The sequence below is a fragment of the Streptomyces sp. NPDC086835 genome, assembly GCF_044745705.1.
In the GTDB taxonomy this organism is placed as follows: Bacteria; Actinomycetota; Actinomycetes; order Streptomycetales; family Streptomycetaceae; genus Streptomyces.
Genome location: NZ_JBIVAU010000002.1, coordinates 767,399 through 783,714, shown reverse-complemented (window position 1 = coordinate 783,714; position 16,316 = coordinate 767,399). Strand labels below are relative to the sequence as shown.

At 70.3% G+C, this 16,316-nt stretch carries 15 protein-coding genes; 6 read left to right on the top strand and 9 right to left on the bottom strand.

From position 1 onward, the window contains the following. Window positions 1-31: 31 nt before the first annotated feature. Window positions 32-1,063: a family 2 encapsulin nanocompartment cargo protein polyprenyl transferase gene (locus ACIPJI_RS09700; protein ID WP_402245799.1), complete on the bottom strand. Its 1,032-nt coding sequence runs from the start codon at window positions 1,061-1,063 to the stop codon at window positions 32-34. A gap of 97 nt (window positions 1,064-1,160) precedes the next feature. After that, window positions 1,161-2,579 (bottom strand): family 2B encapsulin nanocompartment shell protein, encoded by a 1,419-nt coding sequence (locus ACIPJI_RS09695; protein ID WP_356621359.1) that lies wholly within the window; start codon window positions 2,577-2,579, stop codon window positions 1,161-1,163. A gap of 148 nt (window positions 2,580-2,727) precedes the next feature. On the opposite strand from ACIPJI_RS09695, the gene ACIPJI_RS09690 reads away from it, so the two are divergent. Next, window positions 2,728-3,654 (top strand): pyridoxal-phosphate dependent enzyme, encoded by a 927-nt coding sequence (locus tag ACIPJI_RS09690; RefSeq protein ID WP_356621358.1) that lies wholly within the window; start codon window positions 2,728-2,730, stop codon window positions 3,652-3,654. Between the two features lie 4 nt (window positions 3,655-3,658). Here ACIPJI_RS09690 and ACIPJI_RS09685 read toward each other — a convergent pair whose 3' ends face one another. Continuing rightward, entirely contained in the window at window positions 3,659-5,257 is a 1,599-nt protein-coding gene (locus ACIPJI_RS09685; RefSeq protein WP_356621357.1) for a Na+/H+ antiporter, read from the bottom strand. Window positions 5,258-5,301: 44 nt separating this feature from the next. Here ACIPJI_RS09685 and ACIPJI_RS09680 point away from each other — a divergent pair, with 44 nt between their 5' ends. The 3 genes from ACIPJI_RS09680 to ACIPJI_RS09670 all read left to right on the top strand — a co-directional run bounded on the left by ACIPJI_RS09680 (window position 5,302) and on the right by ACIPJI_RS09670 (window position 7,158). Continuing rightward, window positions 5,302-5,562, top strand: a complete 261-nt coding sequence (locus ACIPJI_RS09680) for a UBP-type zinc finger domain-containing protein (protein WP_307708215.1) — start codon at window positions 5,302-5,304, stop codon at window positions 5,560-5,562. A gap of 244 nt (window positions 5,563-5,806) precedes the next feature. Beyond that, window positions 5,807-6,220, top strand: a complete 414-nt coding sequence (locus tag ACIPJI_RS09675) for a hypothetical protein (RefSeq protein WP_005312080.1) — start codon at window positions 5,807-5,809, stop codon at window positions 6,218-6,220. Window positions 6,221-6,243: 23 nt separating this feature from the next. Then, the gene (locus tag ACIPJI_RS09670; protein WP_189467195.1) at window positions 6,244-7,158 is read left to right on the top strand and encodes an RNA polymerase sigma factor SigF; all 915 of its coding nucleotides are present in this window, start codon (window positions 6,244-6,246) and stop codon (window positions 7,156-7,158) included. 324 nt (window positions 7,159-7,482) lie between these two features. On the opposite strand, the gene ACIPJI_RS09665 is transcribed toward ACIPJI_RS09670, so the two are convergent. Further along, window positions 7,483-7,899, bottom strand: coding sequence for a hypothetical protein (locus ACIPJI_RS09665; protein WP_356621356.1), 417 nt, complete (start codon window positions 7,897-7,899; stop codon window positions 7,483-7,485). A 181-nt stretch (window positions 7,900-8,080) separates the two neighbouring features. Between ACIPJI_RS09665 and ACIPJI_RS09660 the strand changes: the two genes are divergently transcribed. Both ACIPJI_RS09660 and ACIPJI_RS09655 read left to right on the top strand, forming a co-directional pair. Continuing rightward, window positions 8,081-9,049 (top strand): diacylglycerol kinase family protein, encoded by a 969-nt coding sequence (locus ACIPJI_RS09660; protein WP_307708212.1) that lies wholly within the window; start codon window positions 8,081-8,083, stop codon window positions 9,047-9,049. A gap of 319 nt (window positions 9,050-9,368) precedes the next feature. Next, a complete protein-coding gene (locus ACIPJI_RS09655; RefSeq protein WP_003953983.1) occupies window positions 9,369-9,626 on the top strand; it encodes a WhiB family transcriptional regulator in 258 nt (85 codons plus the stop codon). A gap of 241 nt (window positions 9,627-9,867) precedes the next feature. Here ACIPJI_RS09655 and ACIPJI_RS09650 read toward each other — a convergent pair whose 3' ends face one another. The 5 genes from ACIPJI_RS09650 to ACIPJI_RS09630 form a co-directional block, all read right to left on the bottom strand. Next, the gene (locus ACIPJI_RS09650) at window positions 9,868-11,343 is read right to left on the bottom strand and encodes a PAS domain-containing sensor histidine kinase (protein WP_307710482.1); all 1,476 of its coding nucleotides are present in this window, start codon (window positions 11,341-11,343) and stop codon (window positions 9,868-9,870) included. 347 nt (window positions 11,344-11,690) lie between these two features. Next, a complete protein-coding gene (locus tag ACIPJI_RS09645; RefSeq protein ID WP_402245379.1) occupies window positions 11,691-12,761 on the bottom strand; it encodes an SIS domain-containing protein in 1,071 nt (356 codons plus the stop codon). A gap of 87 nt (window positions 12,762-12,848) precedes the next feature. Further along, entirely contained in the window at window positions 12,849-14,378 is a 1,530-nt protein-coding gene (locus tag ACIPJI_RS09640; protein WP_402245377.1) for a glycoside hydrolase family 3 protein, read from the bottom strand. Between the two features lie 9 nt (window positions 14,379-14,387). Beyond that, complete coding sequence (locus ACIPJI_RS09635) at window positions 14,388-15,266, bottom strand: carbohydrate ABC transporter permease (protein WP_356621353.1); 879 nt, start codon at window positions 15,264-15,266, stop codon at window positions 14,388-14,390. Then, complete coding sequence (locus ACIPJI_RS09630; protein WP_356621352.1) at window positions 15,263-16,273, bottom strand: sugar ABC transporter permease; 1,011 nt, start codon at window positions 16,271-16,273, stop codon at window positions 15,263-15,265. Before ACIPJI_RS09630 ends, ACIPJI_RS09635 begins: the two co-directional genes overlap by 4 nt. Between the last annotated feature and the right edge of the window lie 43 nt (window positions 16,274-16,316).

The window sequence follows — 16,316 nt, the reverse complement described above, 5'->3', positions numbered from 1 at the left end:
TGAAGTCGCGCTCACAAGCGGTGTGAGCGGATCAGTGGTCGCGGCGGGTGACGAATTCGGCCAGGGAGAGCAGATCACCGGCCGCGGCCAGGTCCGGGACGGCTCGGGACAGCTGACCGACCGCCCGTGACATCCGGTCACCGGCGTGCATCTGGGCCCAGTCCCGCCCTCCGGCCCGTTCCACCGCGTCCGCGGCGCGGCGGACCGCGGACGCGCTCATCGGCCCCCGGTACAACTCGGCCAGCTCGGCCGCCGCCGCCGTGCCGGAGGCCAGCGCGGCGACCACAGGAAGCGACTTCTTGTGCGCCGCGAGATCCGCGCCGGCCGGTTTGCCCGTCTGCTCCGGGTCGCCCCAGATCCCGATGAGGTCGTCGATGAGCTGGAACGCCAGCCCGGCCTCTCTCCCGAAGGCGTCCATCGCCGCGGCCTGCTCCTCGTCCGCGCCGGCGTACAGCGCGCCGAGGGCACAGGCACAGCCGAGCAGGGCCCCGGTCTTGGCGGTCGCCATGGCGAGGCACTCCTCCAGGGTGACCTCGAGCGGCGGACGTTCCTCGAAGGCGCAGTCGGCCTGCTGGCCCGCACACAGCTCGATGACACAGGCCGCCAGCCGCATCGACGCCGGGACGGACGCCGCATGCCGGTCCTCCGCGAGCAGCCGCAGCGCGAGCGCCGACATCGCGTCCCCGGCGATGATGGCGTCGGCGGTGCCGAAGACGCTCCACGCCGTGGGCCGGTGCCTGCGGGTCGGGTCCTCGTCGATCACGTCGTCGTGCAGCAGGGTGAAGTTGTGCGCGAGCTCCACCGCGGCGGCCGCCCGCACGGCCTGCCGCGGGTCGCCGCCCAGCGCCTGGCACGCTGCGAGCACCAGCGCCGGCCTGACGGCCTTGCCGGTGGAACCGGCGGCCGGGGTGCCGTCGGACCGCTCCCAGCCGAAGTGGTACATGGCGATCCGGCGCATGGAACCGGGCAGCGACGCGATGGCTGAGCGGAGTTCGGGATCGACGGCACTACGGGTGCGTTCGAGGAGGGCGACGGCCTCTCGGCCGTCGACGGTGTCCGGCATGGTCAACTGGCGTTCCTTTCCCGGTGTGGCTGCTCCTCGCGGGCGGGGGCGCGGTGAACGCACCGCACCCCCGAAGGTCACGTCGTCCCTGGGCAGGTCACCGCCAACGGCTCACCTCGACGTTCTCCAGGACGCCGAGCGCGTCCGGGACGAGCACGGCCGCCGAGTAGTAGGCCGTGACCAGGTAGGAGATGATCGCCTGCTCGTCGATGCCCATGAAGCGGACCGACAGACTCGGCTCGATCTCGTCCGGGATGCCGCTCTGCCGGAGCCCGATGACGCCCTGCTCGTCCTCGCCGGTACGCATGCAGATGATCGACGTCGTCCGGGCCTCGGTGACCGGGATCTTGTTGCACGGGAAGATCGGCACGCCGCGCCAGGCGGGCACATGGTGGCCCGCCACCTCCACGCTGTCGGGCACGAGTCCGCGCCTGTTGCACTCGCGCCCGAAGGCGGCGATGGCGCGCGGATGGGCGAGGAAGAGCTTCGAGCCCCGCCGTCGCGAGAGCAGTTCGTCCATGTCGTCCGGGCTCGGCACACCGTCGTGCGGCTGCAGCCGCTGCCCGTAGTCGCAGTTGTTGAGGAGGCCGAACTCACGGTTGTTGATGAGCTCGTGCTCCTGCCGCTCGCGCAGCGCCTCCACGGTCAGCCGCAACTGCTGTTCCGTCTGGTTCATCGGCTGGTTGTAGAGGTCCGCGACGCGACTGTGCACCTTCAGCACCGTCTGGGCGACGCTCAGCTCGTACTCCCGCGGCGCGGCGTCGTAGTCCACGTAGGTGTGCGGCACGACAGCCTCGCCGACATGGCCGGCCGACAGGTCGATCGCCGCTTCGCCGTACTTGTTGGTGCGCTGGTGGGGCAGCGCCGCCAGACTCGCCAGATGGGCGCGCAGCGACTCCGCCCGGTCCGCCAGGTTGAGCACGTCGTCCCTCGTCAGCACGAGGACCGTGCAAGCGGTCGCGGCGCGGGCGGTGTACTGCCAGACCGCTTCCCGGTCCACCAGCGACCGGTCGCCGAAGTAGGCACCGTCGGCGAGGACTTCGACGACGGCCTCGTCCCCGTAGGGCCCCTCCCCCACCTTCTCCACCCTGCCGTGCGCCAGCAGGAAGATCCGGTCGGCCGCCTGGCCGCCGGTCGCCAGCACCTCCCCCGCCGCGAACTCACGCTGCTCGCACCGCTGCGCCAGCTCCGCCAGCGCCGCCTCGTCGTCGAAGTCCCGCAGCGCCGGAAGCTCCCCCAGTTCGGCGGGAATCACGGCCACACGGTCGCCGGTCTGTACGAACGTCACACGGCCGTCCCCGACCGAGTAGCTGAGGCGGCGGTTCACCCGGTACGTACCGCCTTGCACCTGCACCCAGGGCAGCATGCGCAGCAGCCACCGGGAGGTGATCTCCTGCATCTGCGGGACGGACTTGGTGGTGGTCGCGAGATTCCGTGCGGCAGCGGTACCGAGACTCTGTTGGGGTGCCTGGTCGCGAATGTCCTCGCCGACGGAACCAACCGAACCAACCGTCATGAGACTCCCTCTCGATCATGTTCTGACCTGCGACATCAAGCCTCCCAGCGCGGTCTGTAAGTACGCCATTACACAAATGAGTGTGACTGGATCACCGGTGACAGGGGCAGTAGCCGGATCCGTTCGCACATCCGGCCAGAATGGGTTCATGCCCGAAAGAACCTCGTCCGATCCGGTGGCCGCGCTGCGGCCCCGGCTGCCGTCGCCGCTGCAGCCGGTCGAGGACGAGCGCTTCTCCCGGCACGGTGTGCGGCTGCTCCTCAAGCGGGACGACCTGATCCACCCGGACCTGCCGGGCAACAAGTGGCGCAAGCTGGTCCCGAACCTCCGGGCGGCGGCGGGCCGGCCGGTGCTGACCTTCGGCGGCGCGTACTCCAACCATCTGCGTGCGACGGCCGCCGCGGGCCGGCTGCTCGGCTTCGCCACGATCGGCGTCGTCCGCGGTGACGAGCTCGCCGGCCGCCCGCTGAACCCGTCCCTGGCCCGTTGCGCGGCGGACGGCATGCGCCTGCTGTTCGTCGACCGCGCCACCTATCGCGCCAAGGACGACCCGGGGACTCTCGCCCGCATCCTCCGGACGGCCGCGACGGACGACGTGTACGTGGTTCCCGAAGGCGGCAGCAACGCACCGGCCGCGGCCGGCTGCGCCGGACTCGGCCGCGAGCTGCGCGGCCGCGCCGACGTGGTGGCCGTCGCCTGCGGCACCGGCGGCACCCTCGCCGGGCTGGCGGCCGGACTCGGCGACGGGCAGCGGGCCCTCGGCTTCCCGGTGCTGAAGGGCGGGTTCCTCGGCGCGGCGGTACGCGCCCTCCAGGAAGAGGCCTTCGGCGGCCCCACCGGCAACTGGTCGCTGGACGAGCGCTTCCACTTCGGCGGGTACGCCCGTAGCACTCCTGCACTCGAGGCGTTCGCAGCCGGTTTCGGTGCACGCCACGGGCTTCCCGTGGAGCGCGTCTACGTCGCCAAGCTGCTCAACGGACTCGTGGAACTCACCGCTGAAGGCGCCTTCCCGCCCGGCACGACGGTCGCGGCCGTCATCACCGGACAGGAGGAGGGGACCGGCGTCGCCGGGTGACGGCTCAGGCGGTTTCCTCGCGGTAGGCGGCCGCTTCCTCCAGGTCGAGCCTGCGCAGCAGTTTGCGCAGCATCTCGTCGTCGATGACCCGCCGGTTCCTCAGGTCCACGAACACGTTCCGTTCCGCCTCGATCATTTCCCTCGCGAGCCGGCGGTAGGTGTCGTCGGCCGATTCGCCCGTCGTCTCGTCCACCGAGCCGAGCCTCTCCCACACCGAGTTCCTGCGGCGTTCCAGCACCGCGCGCAGCCGCTGCTCCAAGGGTTCCGGCAGCCTGTTGTGTTCGTCCGCGAGCAGCTCCTCCAGCCGCCGCTCCGCCGCCGCGGACGCCTGGCTCTGCGCCTGCGCCTCCGCCAGGGTCTCCGCCTGGACGTCGCGGCCCGGGATCTTCAGCGCACGGATCAGCGGCGGCAGCGTCAGCCCTTGCACCACCAGTGTTCCGATCACGGTGGTGAAGGTGAGGAACAGGACCAGGTTGCGGGCGGGGAAGTCCGCTCCGTCCGACGTCGTCAGCGGGATCGAGAAGGCGATCGCGAGCGAGACGACACCGCGCATGCCCGCCCAGCCGACGATCAGCGGCGCCGTCCAGTTGGTGTCCGGCTCACGTTCCCTGATCCGCCGGGACAGCATGCGCGGCAGGAACGTCGCCGGATAGACCCAGACGAAGCGCACCACCACGACGGCGAGGAAGACCCCTGCCGCGTACCAGAGGGACTCCCCCACGCCGTAGTCGCCCAGTTCCCCCACCACGATCGCCAGTTGCAGCCCGATCAGCGCGAAGACGGTGGACTCCAGGACGAACGCCACCATCTTCCAGACGGCCTCCTCCTGGAGCCGGGTCGCGAAGTCGACCTGGAACGCGTGGTGGCCCAGGTAGAGCGCGACGACGACCACGGCCAGGACTCCGGAGGCGTGGACCTGCTCGGCGGCGGCGTAGGCGATGAAGGGGATGAGCAGCGACAGGATGTTCTGCAGCAGCGCGTCCTTCAGGTGCTTGCGCAGCCAGTGGATCGGGATCATCAGCGCCAGACCGACGCCGACCCCGCCGACGGAGGCCAGCGCGAACTCCGCCAGACCGTCTCCCCAGCTGGCGCCGGCTCCGATCGCGGCCGCGAGGGCGACCTTGAATGCGGTGATCGCGGTGGCATCGTTCACCAAGGATTCACCTTGGAGGATCGTGGTGATCCGGCTGGGCAGACCGAGCCTGCGCGCGATGGCCGTCGCGGCGACGGCGTCCGGCGGAGCGATCACCGCACCGAGCACCAGGGCCGTCGCCAGGGGCAGATCGGGCACCAGCAGATAGGCGAGGCAGCCGACCGCCACCGTCGCGAACAGGACATAGCCCACGGACAGCAGCGCGACGGGACGGATGTTGGCCCGCAGGTCGAGGTACGAGCTGTCCAGCGCGGCCAGGTGCAGCAGAGGCGGTAGCACCAGCGGCAGCACGATGTGCGGGTCGAGGTGGTAATCGGGAACGCCCGGCACGTACGAGGCGGCCAGCCCGGCCGCCACGAGCAGCAGCGGCGCGGGGACCGGTGTCCTTCGTGCCGCGCCGGCCACCGCCGCGCTCACCGCGATCAGCCCGACCAGCGGCAATGCTTCCATCACACCGACCTCACGTCCGTCGTCCCCGTCGTAGTCTGGCAATCATGAGCGAGTGCCCCCACGTAGCAGAACTGCCCCGCCCCCAACCGGCGCCGCTGACCGACACATGTCCGGAATGCCGGGCCGTCGGCAGTCACCCGGTCCAGCTGCGACTCTGCCTGGTCTGTGGGCACGTGGGCTGCTGCGACTCCTCGCCGATGCGACACGCGAGCGGGCATTTCCGCGAGACGGGGCACGCGGTGATGCGCAGTTTCGAGCCGGGACAGGTGTGGCGGTGGTGCTTTGTCGACGGTTCGATCGTCTGACGCCTGGGTACGTCAACCATCCGCCGACCCCGCTCAATTGGGCGGCGCAGACCTCTAGCCACTGTGCGTACTCATAGGCTTACATTGAGTGACACTTGTCGGCATGGGGGTCCTGGCGACACGGCACCATGGATCGCGATAGCGTCGCCAGGCCAGACCTGGCTGCGTGACCGACCGCGTAACGCACGGCCGCGGGGCCTCTGCCCCCGGCCCGGAAAGAGCTTGTGCCACCTTGGAGGTGAGGGTGTCCCATATTGCAGGCGAGCCCGGGACCCAGGACTTCGTGGAAGTCCGGCTGCCCGCTGCGGGTGCCTACCTGTCCGTACTGCGAACGGCCACCGCCGGCCTCGCAGCGCGCTTGGACTTCACCCTCGACGAGATCGAGGACCTGCGGATCGCGGTGGACGAGGCGTGCGCGATCCTGCTGCAGCAGGCCGTCCCGGGGTCCGTCCTGAGCTGTGTGTTCCGGCTCGTCGACGACTCGCTGGAAGTGACGGTCTCCGCGCCCACGACCGACGGCCGGGCGCCGGAGCGTGACACGTTCGCCTGGACGGTGCTCTCCGCACTGGCCGGCAAGGTCGACTCGTCGGTCGCCGACGACCGTACGGTCGCCATCAGTCTGTACAAGCAGCGCGGCGCGGGACCCGGGCCGGCGTGAGCAGCGGAAACGGGGACGGTTCGATGCGGGAGGACGAGGAGCGAGGCCCGAGGGTGCTGAGCGCGTCGGCCGGCATCCCTGAGCAGCAGGCGCGGCCGCACCCGGTGGTGGACGAACCTGATGGCCGTACGGCCTCGGCAGAGCGGGCGGACCGTATGAGCGAGCACCAGCAGGATCATCACCCCCATGACCGCAGCGGCGCGCGGGCGATGTTCATCGAACTGCGCAAGCTGCCCGACGGGTCGCCCGAGCGGGCCGAGCTGCGCAACCAGCTGGTCCGGATGCATCTGCCGCTGGTCGAACACCTGGCGCGGCGGTTCCGTAACCGTGGCGAGCCGCTGGACGACCTCACCCAGGTCGCGACGATCGGCCTGATCAAGTCGGTGGACCGGTTCGATCCGGAGCGCGGTGTCGAGTTCTCGACCTACGCCACCCCGACGGTGGTCGGCGAGATCAAGCGCCATTTCCGCGACAAGGGCTGGGCGGTGCGGGTGCCGCGCCGTCTCCAGGAGCTGCGGCTCTCGCTCACGACCGCGACGGCCGAGCTCTCCCAGCAGCACGGCCGGTCCCCGACCGTGCACGAGCTGGCGGAGCGCCTCGGCATCTCGGAGGAGGAGGTCCTGGAGGGCCTGGAGTCCGCGAACGCCTACTCCACGCTGTCCCTGGACGTCCCCGACACGGACGACGAGTCCCCGGCGGTGGCGGACACGCTCGGCGCGGAGGACGAGGCCCTGGAGGGCGTCGAGTACCGCGAGTCCCTCAAGCCGCTCCTGGAGGGCCTCCCGCCGCGGGAGAAGCGGATCCTGCTGCTGCGCTTCTTCGGGAACATGACCCAGTCCCAGATCGCGCAGGAGGTCGGCATCTCCCAGATGCACGTCTCCCGCCTCCTCGCCCGCACCCTGGCGCAACTCCGCGAACGCCTGCTCGTCGAGGAGTAACCCTCGCGGCCCCGAGCGGCCCCCGCCGCGAAGCCGCACCGCCCTCCGGCATGGAGCGACTACCGGCCGGACGGGAAGCCCGGACGTGAGGGGCCGGGGTCGGAGGAGGGGGTGTCCGGAAGCAAAGCGTCGCAACTCCCGCGAAGCGCGGTGAGGACAGCCGTTCCGGACACCCCTCCGGAGACCCCGCCCCGCTCACCACCGAGCCACGGGCCTGCGGCCGAGCCCAAGGACGCCACGCCACCGAACCGGGCCGGGCCCCGCCCCGCAGGGACATCACGCCACCGAACCTGGCCACGCCCGACCGTGCCGCCCGCCCAAGGGCTACGCGCGGCTACGGATCCCCAGCGCCTGCGCCGTCGTCGGGTTCACCAGCAGCACCAGGCCCGTCACCACGACCGCCGCCAGCACCACGCCCAGCGGAATCAGCGCGCCGGACGCCCGCAGCAGCGTCCACGCGGGGATCATCCCGATCAGCTGGGTGATGATCGCCGGTCCGCGGCTCCAGCTGCGCTGCAGCAGCAGCCCTCGCGCCGCCGCCAGCGGGATCGCCCCGAGGGCCATCAGCGTCAGGCCGCCCATCTCCGCCTGGGAGGGGCTGTCGGGCCGGCCGAGCAGGCCCATCACGAGCATGTACACGCCGCCCACGACCAGCGCCAGCCCTTCGGCGGCGCACACCGCTGCCGCGGCGGTCAGTCGGGTGGGGCGGCCGGGGGCGGAGGTCTGGTCGTCACTGCTCACCCATGCAGGGTAGCTGTCACCCCGTACAGGGCGGCCGTCACCCGAAACGCGGACCCGCCGTCGCCCGTGCCGCGTCAGCCGTCACCGAACCCGCCCGCACACCCACCCGGCACCCGCTCCCACCGGCCGCCCCCGAAACCCGGACTGGGCCAGGTACCCCCCAGTAGGTACGCTGCATCGCATGCGCGCACTTCTCGTGGTCAATCCGGCAGCAACCACCACCAGTGCCCGCACGCGCGACGTACTGATCCACGCGCTCGCGAGCGAGATGAAGATCGAGGCGGTCACCACCGAGTACCGAGGCCACGCCCGCGACCTCGGCCGCCGGGCCGCGGAGTCGAGCGACATCGACCTGGTCGTCGCCCTCGGCGGCGACGGCACGGTCAACGAGGTGGTCAACGGCCTGCTGCACAACGGCCCCGACCCGGAGGGTCTCCCCCGCCTCGCGGTCGTCCCGGGCGGCTCGACGAACGTCTTCGCCCGCGCTCTCGGTCTGCCGAACGACGCCGTCGAGGCGACCGGCGCGATCCTGGACGCGCTCCGCGACCGGACGGAGCAGACGGTCGGCCTGGGTCTCGCGGCCGGCACGCCCGACACGGAGGACGAGGGCGTCCCCCAGCGCTGGTTCACCTTCTGCGCCGGGTTGGGTTTCGACGCCGGCGTGGTCGGCCGGGTCGAACAGCACCGCGAACGCGGCAAGCGGTCGACGCACGCTCTTTACGTCCGCCAGGTGCTGCGCCAGTTCCTGGACGACCCGCACCGCAGACGCGGCACCATCACCCTGGAGCGGCCCGGCGCCGCCCCGGTGGAGGACCTGGTGCTGTCCATAGTCTGTAACACCTCCCCGTGGACCTACCTGGGCAATCGTCCGGTGTACGCGTCCCCGAAGGCCTCCTTCGACACCGCCCTCGACGTGCTCGGACTGTCGAAGCTGTCGACCCCCGCGGTGGCGCGTTACGGCACTCAGCTGCTCACCTCCAGCCCGGAGCGCGGGCCGCGCGGAAAGCACGCACTCACACTTCACGACCAGACCGACTTCACCTTGCATTCAAAGGTCCCACTGCCCTTCCAGATGGACGGTGACCACCTGGGGCTGCGCACGAGCGTGACGTTCACAGGCGTTCGCCGTGCACTGCGTGTGATTGTGTGACCGGAAGGACCGAAAGTCCTTTATCTCGAACGTACGGGCTGGGATCCACCCCATAGAAGTACGGCTGTGACCTAGTCGACACCGAGGAATCAAAAAAAACTTTCCGGAAGGGGTTGTATCCGCCGCCGAGGTTTGCGAATCTCTACATGGCGATCGGGACGGCCCGCAACATCGGCCCCACAGACCGCCGGAACCCCTCCACGAATCCAGGACCCAACGCCGGGCAAGCTGGCGATCGGCCCTTCCCTTGCGGGGGGATTCGTGAAAGCGTTCACATTCACAAGCAACCCGCACGTAATACCAAGGAGAGGTAGCAGCCATGGACTGGCGTCACAACGCCGTTTGCCGCGAGGAAGACCCCGAGCTCTTCTTCCCCATCGGCAACACCGGTCCTGCGCTGCTGCAGATCGAGGAAGCCAAGGCCGTCTGCCGTCGCTGCCCCGTCATGGAGCAGTGCCTGCAGTGGGCGCTCGAGTCCGGCCAGGACTCCGGCGTCTGGGGTGGCCTCAGCGAGGACGAGCGCCGCGCGATGAAGCGCCGCGCCGCTCGCAACCGGGCGCGTAACGCCAGCGCCTGACGCCCCCTGCTACCGGCCTCCCGGCGGCGCGTACAGCGAGTACGCACTCACCGCCTTCGAGCCGCAGCGCGCAGTACCCCCGATGCGCATCGCAAATGCAGCACGTGAGCTTCGAGCCCCGGACCGTGTCACACGGCCCGGGGCTCTTCGCTGTGCCCGTCGGGCCGCACGCCGCCGGCGCGGCCCCGAGCCGGGCCGGCCCGCCGGCCTGTCCCTGAGCAGAGTCCCTGAACAGGGAGCCCTAACGCCGGTCCGGAACAGGGATGTCGAGCACGACCCGTGTGCCGCGCCCCGGCGCGGGGACCGGGACCATGTCGAACGTCCCGCCCAACTCCCCCTCGACCAGGGTGCGTACGATCTGCAATCCCAGGTTGCCGGTCCGCTGCGGGTCGAAGCCCTCCGGCAGGCCGCGGCCGTCGTCCTGAACGGTGATCAGCAGCCGGGCGTTCTCCGTGCGCGCGTCACCACGGACGGCCGCGACCTCCACCGAACCCTGCTCCCCTTGTGAGAAGGCGTGTTCCAGGGCGTTCTGCAGCACCTCGGTGAGCACCATGGACAGCGGTGTGGCGATCTCGGCGTCGAGGATGCCGAAGCGTCCGGTGCGCCGGCAGTCGACCTTGCCGGGTGAGATCTCCGCCACCATCGCGATCACGCGGTCGGCGATGTCGTCGAACTCCACACGCTCGTCCAGATTCTGGGACAGCGTCTCATGCACGATCGCGATCGAACCCACACGCCGCACCGCCTCGTTGAGCGCCTCACGGCCGCGCACGGAGTCCATCCGGCGTGCCTGGAGGCGCAGTAGCGCGGCCACCGTCTGGAGGTTGTTCTTCACCCGGTGGTGGATCTCCCGGATGGTCGCGTCCTTGGTGATCAACTCCCGCTCGCGGCGGCGCAGTTCGGTCACGTCCCGCAGGAGCACCAGAGAACCGATGCGTACCCCCTTGGGCTTGAGGGGAATGGCCCTCAACTGGATGACTCCGCCGTTGCCCTCCACCTCGGTCTCGCGCGGCGCGTATCCACTGGCGATCTTGACCAGGGCCTCGTCGACCGGACCGCGGGAGGGGGCCAGTTCGGCGGTGACCTGGCCAAGGTGCTGGCCGACGAGGTCGGAGGCCAGGCCGAGACGGTGGTACGCGGAGAGTCCGTTGGGGCTGGCGTACTGGACGATGCCGTCCGCGTCGAGCCTGATCAGCCCGTCACCGGCACGCGGGGAGGAGTCCATCTCGACCTGTTCCCCGGGGAACGGGAACGTGCCGGCGGCGATCATCTGCGCCAGGTCGGACGCGGACTGGAGGTAGGTGAGCTCCAGCCGTGACGGGGTACGCACGGTGAGCAGGTTCGTGTTGCGCGCGATGACGCCGAGCACACGGCCCTCGCGGCGTACGGGGATGGACTCGACCCGCACCGGCACTTCCTCGCGCCACTCCGGGTCGCCCTCGCGCACGATCCGCCCCTCGTCCAGGGCGGCGTCCAGCAGTGGGCGCCGGCCGCGCGGCACCAGGTGGCCGACCATGTCGTCCTGGTACGAGGTGGGGCCGGTGTTCGGCCGCATCTGGGCGACGGAGACGTACCGCGTGCCGTCGCGGGTGGGCACCCACAGCACGAGGTCGGCGAAGGAGAGGTCGGAGAGCAGCTGCCACTCCGAGACCAGCAGATGGAGCCACTCGAGGTCTGACTCACTCAGAGCGGTGTGCTGGCGGACGAGTTCGTTCATGGAGGGCACGTCAGCGAGGGTACCCGCGGGCCGCGGCGCCGCGACGGGACCCTCAACCCGTCCGGCACCGCAGCCCGGAGTTGCGCGGCCGAAGGGTGTGCGGTCCCGGTCGGCCGTGGGAGGTCTCGGCGCAGTCAGGGCAGAGAGCGCCGGGGACCTCGTTCCACCCTCCTGTGCGGGGAGGGCGGAGGCTTGTGCTGTATCGATTGTGGACTAGACCATTCGGCCCTGTCCATGCCTGGGGCGAGTTAAGTTCCGCCACCATACTTATACACCGTCGTGGACGACGGGCGGGCCCCTCATCACACCCGCCCGTCGCGATCACGGCCCCCGCCGCTCGGTCCGGCTCAGCGTGTCTCCGTCACCTTCGCCAGCGCTCTCGGCGCATCGGGGTCCTGCCCGCGGGCGATGGTCACCTCGTACGCGAGCAGTTGCAGCGGAAGGATCTCCAGAATCGGCTGGAGCTCTTCGGGCACGCCCTCCGTGGGCAGTACGAAGCCCGCGGACGCGGCCTCGACCTGGGGCGCCGGGCCCACCACGAAGAGGTCCGCTCCACGGCCGCGGAGCCGGTCGAGCACCGGCTGGAGCGCCTCGCCGCCCTTGCCGTCCGGCACCACCGCGATCACCGGGGAGACGTTGTCGACCATGGCGAGCGGCCCGTGCAGCAGGTCCGCGCCGGAGTACGCCAGCGCGGGGATGTAGCTGGTCTCCATGAGCTTGAGCGCCGCTTCCCTCGCCGTCGGGTAGCCGTAGCCCCGCGACGTGACGACCATGCGCTCGGCGAAGCGGTAACGCGATGCCAGCGCGCGTACCTCGTCCTGCCGGCCGAGGATCTTCCCGGCCAGCTCCGGCAGCCGTCCGGCCGCCGGGGCCTCGCCACCGCGCAGGCCCTCCACCAGCAGGTGGAGGGCCATCAGGGAGGCGGTGTAGGTCTTGGTGGCCGGAAGGGCCTTCTCCGGGCCGGCCATGATGTCGATCGAGAACTCGGAGACCGCGGCCAGCGGCGAGTCCGGGTTGTTGGTCACGGCCAGGGTGACCGCGCCGGCCTCCCGCGCCGCCTTCGTGGACGCCACCAGGTCGGGAGAACCGCCGGACTGGCTGACGGTGATCACGAGGACGTCGGCGAGCGAGGGGCGGGCGCCGTAGGCGGTGGTGGTGGACATGGAGGTGAGTCCGCACGGCAGGCCGAGACGGATCTCGATCAGGTACTTCGCGTACAGCGCGGCGTTGTCGGAGGAGCCGCGCGCCGTCAGCAGGACGAACCGCGGCTTCTTCGCCGCGATCGCCGACGCCACCTGCCGGATCCTCGGCGCACCCTCGTCGAGGATGCGCCGCAGGACCGCCGACTGCTGTGCCATCTCGCCGGACATGATCCGGCCCGGGTGCTCCTCGTGCTCGGCCGACGTCGTGGCGGACATGCCCGTTGCCTCCAGGTGGCGCTCAGGGTGCCGGGCGGCTACGGCGCCCGCCCGGCACTGCACGGTCCACGCAGGCCCACTCCCGGCTCAGCGGCCGGCGATGACCTCCGCGGCGGCGCGCCCGCAGACGCGGGCCGCGCCATGGGTGGCGATGTGCAAGGCCCCCGTGGGTGCCGCCCGGTTCAGTCCCATCTCGACCACGATCGTGTCGGGACGGGCCGCGAGGAGCGCCTCGAGGGCGTTCGCCATCCACGGGTGGCGGTGGACGTCGCGAACCACAGCGACGATCCTACGGTCCGCCGCCGTCTCCAGCACATTTGTCACCAACTCGGGCGTATCGCCCTTGTCGGCATAGGTTCCGGTCTCCGTGCCGGGCAGCAGAGCCGTCAGCTCCGCGGCCACACCCCAGGGAGTCTCGTCCCCGACAGCGATGTTGGCCACGGGAGTGAAGGCCGCCACGTACGGGGCCTCGGTGACCGGCTCGTACGGCCGCCCGCCCGGAGTGACCCGCACCGCGCGGCGCGCCGCGACGAGACCGATGTCGGAGCCGGGCGCGGTCCCCTCCTGTGAAGCCGCGCCCGGCTCTGCTGCAGCCCCCCTGGCCCGCCGCGTCCAGTCCGCGAGGGCACGCACACGTGCCGCCGCGTCGGCCAGCCGCTCCTCGGGCAGGTCGCCGTTCCGCACCGCATCGACCAACGCGTCGCGCAGTCGCAGTACGGTCCCCTCGTCGGCCAGGCCGCCACCGACGCAAATAGCGTCGGCACCGGCGGCGATCGCGAGGACCGAGCCGCGCTCGATGCCGTACGTGGACGAGATGGCCTGCATCTCCATGCCGTCCGTGACGATCAGGCCCTGGTAGCCCAGCTCCTCGCGCAGCAGACCGGTGAGGATCTGCGGGCTCAGCGTCGCGGGACGGTCGGGGTCGAGCGCGGGAAGTAGGATATGCGCGCTCATCACCGCTTTGGAACCCGCCGCGATGGCCGCGCGGAAAGGCACCAGCTCACGGGCGTGCAACGTGTCGAGGTCCACATCGATACGGGGCGCCGCGTGGTGCGAGTCCACGTTGGTGTCGCCGTGCCCGGGGAAGTGCTTGGTGCACGCGGCGACGCCGGCGGCCTGGAGGCCCTCGACGTAGGCGACGGTGTGACGGGCGGCCAGCGCGGTGTCGGCGCCGAACGAGCGCACCCCGATGACCGGATTGTCCGGGTTGGAGTTGACGTCGGCGGACGGCGCCCAGTTGAGGTCCACCCCGCACTCGGCCAGCCGGCGGCCCAACTCGTGTGCCACGGCGCGGGTGAGGTCCACGTCGTCGACCATGCCCAGCGCGTAGTTGCCGGGGAACGAGGAGCCGGTGCGCACCTCGAGCCGGGTGACGTCACCGCCCTCCTCGTCGATGGCGACCAGGACGTCGTCGCGCTCCGCCCGCAACCGGGCGGTGAGCGCGGCGAGCTGGCCGGGCGAGGTGATGTTGCGGCCGAACAGGCCGACGGCGCAGAGCCCTTCACCGATCCGCCGCAGCAGCCAGTCGGGCGCGGTGGTGCCGACGAAGCCGGGCTGGAGGATGGTGAGCGCGTCGCGGGTCAGGGTGCCTGACGAGCCACGTACCAGAGTGGTCATGAGGTGGCGTTATCCCTTCACTGCGCCCGAGGTGAGCCCTGCGGCCATCTTCTTCTGGATGATCATGAAGAAGACGACGACGGGCAGTGCGATGAGCGTGGAGGCCGCCATCAGCGCGCCGTAGTCCGTTCCCCGCTCCGTGGTGAACGTCATCAGCCAGACGTTGAGCGTGTACTTGGAGTTGTCGTTGATCAGGATGTACGCGAAGAGGTACTCGTTCCACGCGTTGACCAGGGCGAAGATGGAAGCCGCGGCGAGGCCGGGGGCGAGCAGCGGGAAGATCACGCGGCGGAAGGCTCCCATGCGGGTGCAGCCGTCCACCATCGCGGACTCCTCGAGCTCCACCGGGATGTTCACCACGAACCCGCGGATCATGACGATCGCGAACGGCAGCGTGGAGACCAGGTAGACGACGATCAGGCCCCAGTACTCGTCGAGCCCGCCGATGGCGTTGAGCTGCGCGTAGATGGGGATGAGCATCGCGGTCGGCGGCAGCATCTGGACGAGGATCAGCACCATCAGCAGCGCCTTGCGGCCGAAGAAGCGGAATCGGCCGATGGCCAGGGCGGCCAGGGTGGCGATGATCATTCCGCCGACCACCGCGGTGACCGAGACGATGAGACTCGACTGGACGGCGGTGGCGAAGTTCTCCTGCTTCACCGCCCGCGCGAAGTTGTCGAAGGTCAGGGACGAGGGCCAGAGCGTCTGGTCGTAGGACCGGATCTCATGGTTGGGCCGCAGGGCGCTGATGACGAGCCAGTACACCGGAAAGGCCATCAGGACGGCGGTGAGCAGGCCGATGAGGTCGTAGTGCCGGCGGGACTTCTTGCGGTCCGGCCTCAGGTCCTGTCCGGCGCCGGCCGGGGAGGGAGCGGTGGAGGTGCTCATTCGACCTCTCCTGTCTTCATGAGCTGACGCAGGTAGTAGACGGCCACACCGGACAGCAGCAGGACGGTGATCAGGGCGATCGCGGTGCCCTGGCTGAACGAGGTGGACTCGAAGGCCTTGGAGAACGAGTAGAGGCCGAGGGTCTCGTACTCGGGCTCCGGCTTGTTGCCGCGCAGCAGCCAGATCTGCCCGAAGACGTTGAAGTCCCAGATCACCGAGAGAGTGGCGACCATCGTGAAGACGGGACGGATCACCGGCCAGGTGACGAAGCGGAACACGGCGGGCGCGTTCGCGCCGTCGAGGGCGGCGGCCTCCTCGAGCTCCTTGGGCACCTGGGTGAGGGCCGCGTACAGGGTGATGACCACGAAGGGGATGGCGCCCCAGACCACCAGCAGGGCGATGATGGCGAAGCCCTGCTTCGGGTCGAGGAACCAGTTGTGGCCGAGGAAGTCCTCACCCACGACCTTGGCTATCAGGGTGTTGATGAGGCCGTAGTCGGAGTCGGAGAGCCAGCGGAAGATGGAGGCGGCGACCATCAGGGGCATCGACCAGGCCGCGACGAGCGCCGCCGTCAGCACCAGTCGCACCCACGTGGTCAGCCGGGTCATCAACAGGGCGAGCAGCAGACCGATGCCCATGGTCAGGCCCACGCAGACGACCATGAACACGACGGTGCGGCCGGTGACGGACCAGAACTCGCCGTCGCCCAGGATGTTGGTGAACTGCTCGAAGCCGACCCAGGGCGGTGATTCGCCCGTCCACAGCTCCTTGCGCCCCATGTCCTGGAAGGACATGATCACGGTCTTCGCCAGCGGGAAGGCGTAGACCGCGGCGACCGCTACGAGCGCCGGGAGGATCAGCAGGTACGGGAGAAGCTCTCCCTTCTTCCGCTTCTTCCGGCCGGAGCCGCTGATCCCCTTGTCGGGCGCCGGCCTGGGGCCGGCGCCTTTCGGGGCACGTGGTACGGGTACCGGCGGGCCGGCGGCCTTGGTGTCGGCGGCAGTCACGTGGCTGACCTTCCGTTTGTTCTTCTGCACCGAAAAGGGCGGG

Bases quoted from the DNA above. Each gene is read 5' to 3' on its own strand.
- ACIPJI_RS09700 (WP_402245799.1), bottom strand. From the start codon at position 1,063: ATGCCGGACACCGTCGACGGCCGAGAGGCCGTCGCCCTCCTCGAACGC.
- ACIPJI_RS09695 (WP_356621359.1), bottom strand. From the start codon at position 2,579: ATGACGGTTGGTTCGGTTGGTTCCGTCGGCGAGGACATTCGCGACCAG.
- ACIPJI_RS09690 (WP_356621358.1), top strand. From the start codon at position 2,728: ATGCCCGAAAGAACCTCGTCCGATCCGGTGGCCGCGCTGCGGCCCCGG.
- ACIPJI_RS09685 (WP_356621357.1), bottom strand. From the start codon at position 5,257: ATGGAAGCATTGCCGCTGGTCGGGCTGATCGCGGTGAGCGCGGCGGTG.
- ACIPJI_RS09680 (WP_307708215.1), top strand. From the start codon at position 5,302: ATGAGCGAGTGCCCCCACGTAGCAGAACTGCCCCGCCCCCAACCGGCG.
- ACIPJI_RS09670 (WP_189467195.1), top strand. From the start codon at position 6,244: ATGCGGGAGGACGAGGAGCGAGGCCCGAGGGTGCTGAGCGCGTCGGCC.
- ACIPJI_RS09660 (WP_307708212.1), top strand. From the start codon at position 8,081: ATGCGCGCACTTCTCGTGGTCAATCCGGCAGCAACCACCACCAGTGCC.
- ACIPJI_RS09655 (WP_003953983.1), top strand. From the start codon at position 9,369: ATGGACTGGCGTCACAACGCCGTTTGCCGCGAGGAAGACCCCGAGCTC.
- ACIPJI_RS09650 (WP_307710482.1), bottom strand. From the start codon at position 11,343: ATGAACGAACTCGTCCGCCAGCACACCGCTCTGAGTGAGTCAGACCTC.
- ACIPJI_RS09645 (WP_402245379.1), bottom strand. From the start codon at position 12,761: ATGTCCGCCACGACGTCGGCCGAGCACGAGGAGCACCCGGGCCGGATC.
- ACIPJI_RS09640 (WP_402245377.1), bottom strand. From the start codon at position 14,378: ATGACCACTCTGGTACGTGGCTCGTCAGGCACCCTGACCCGCGACGCG.
- ACIPJI_RS09635 (WP_356621353.1), bottom strand. From the start codon at position 15,266: ATGAGCACCTCCACCGCTCCCTCCCCGGCCGGCGCCGGACAGGACCTG.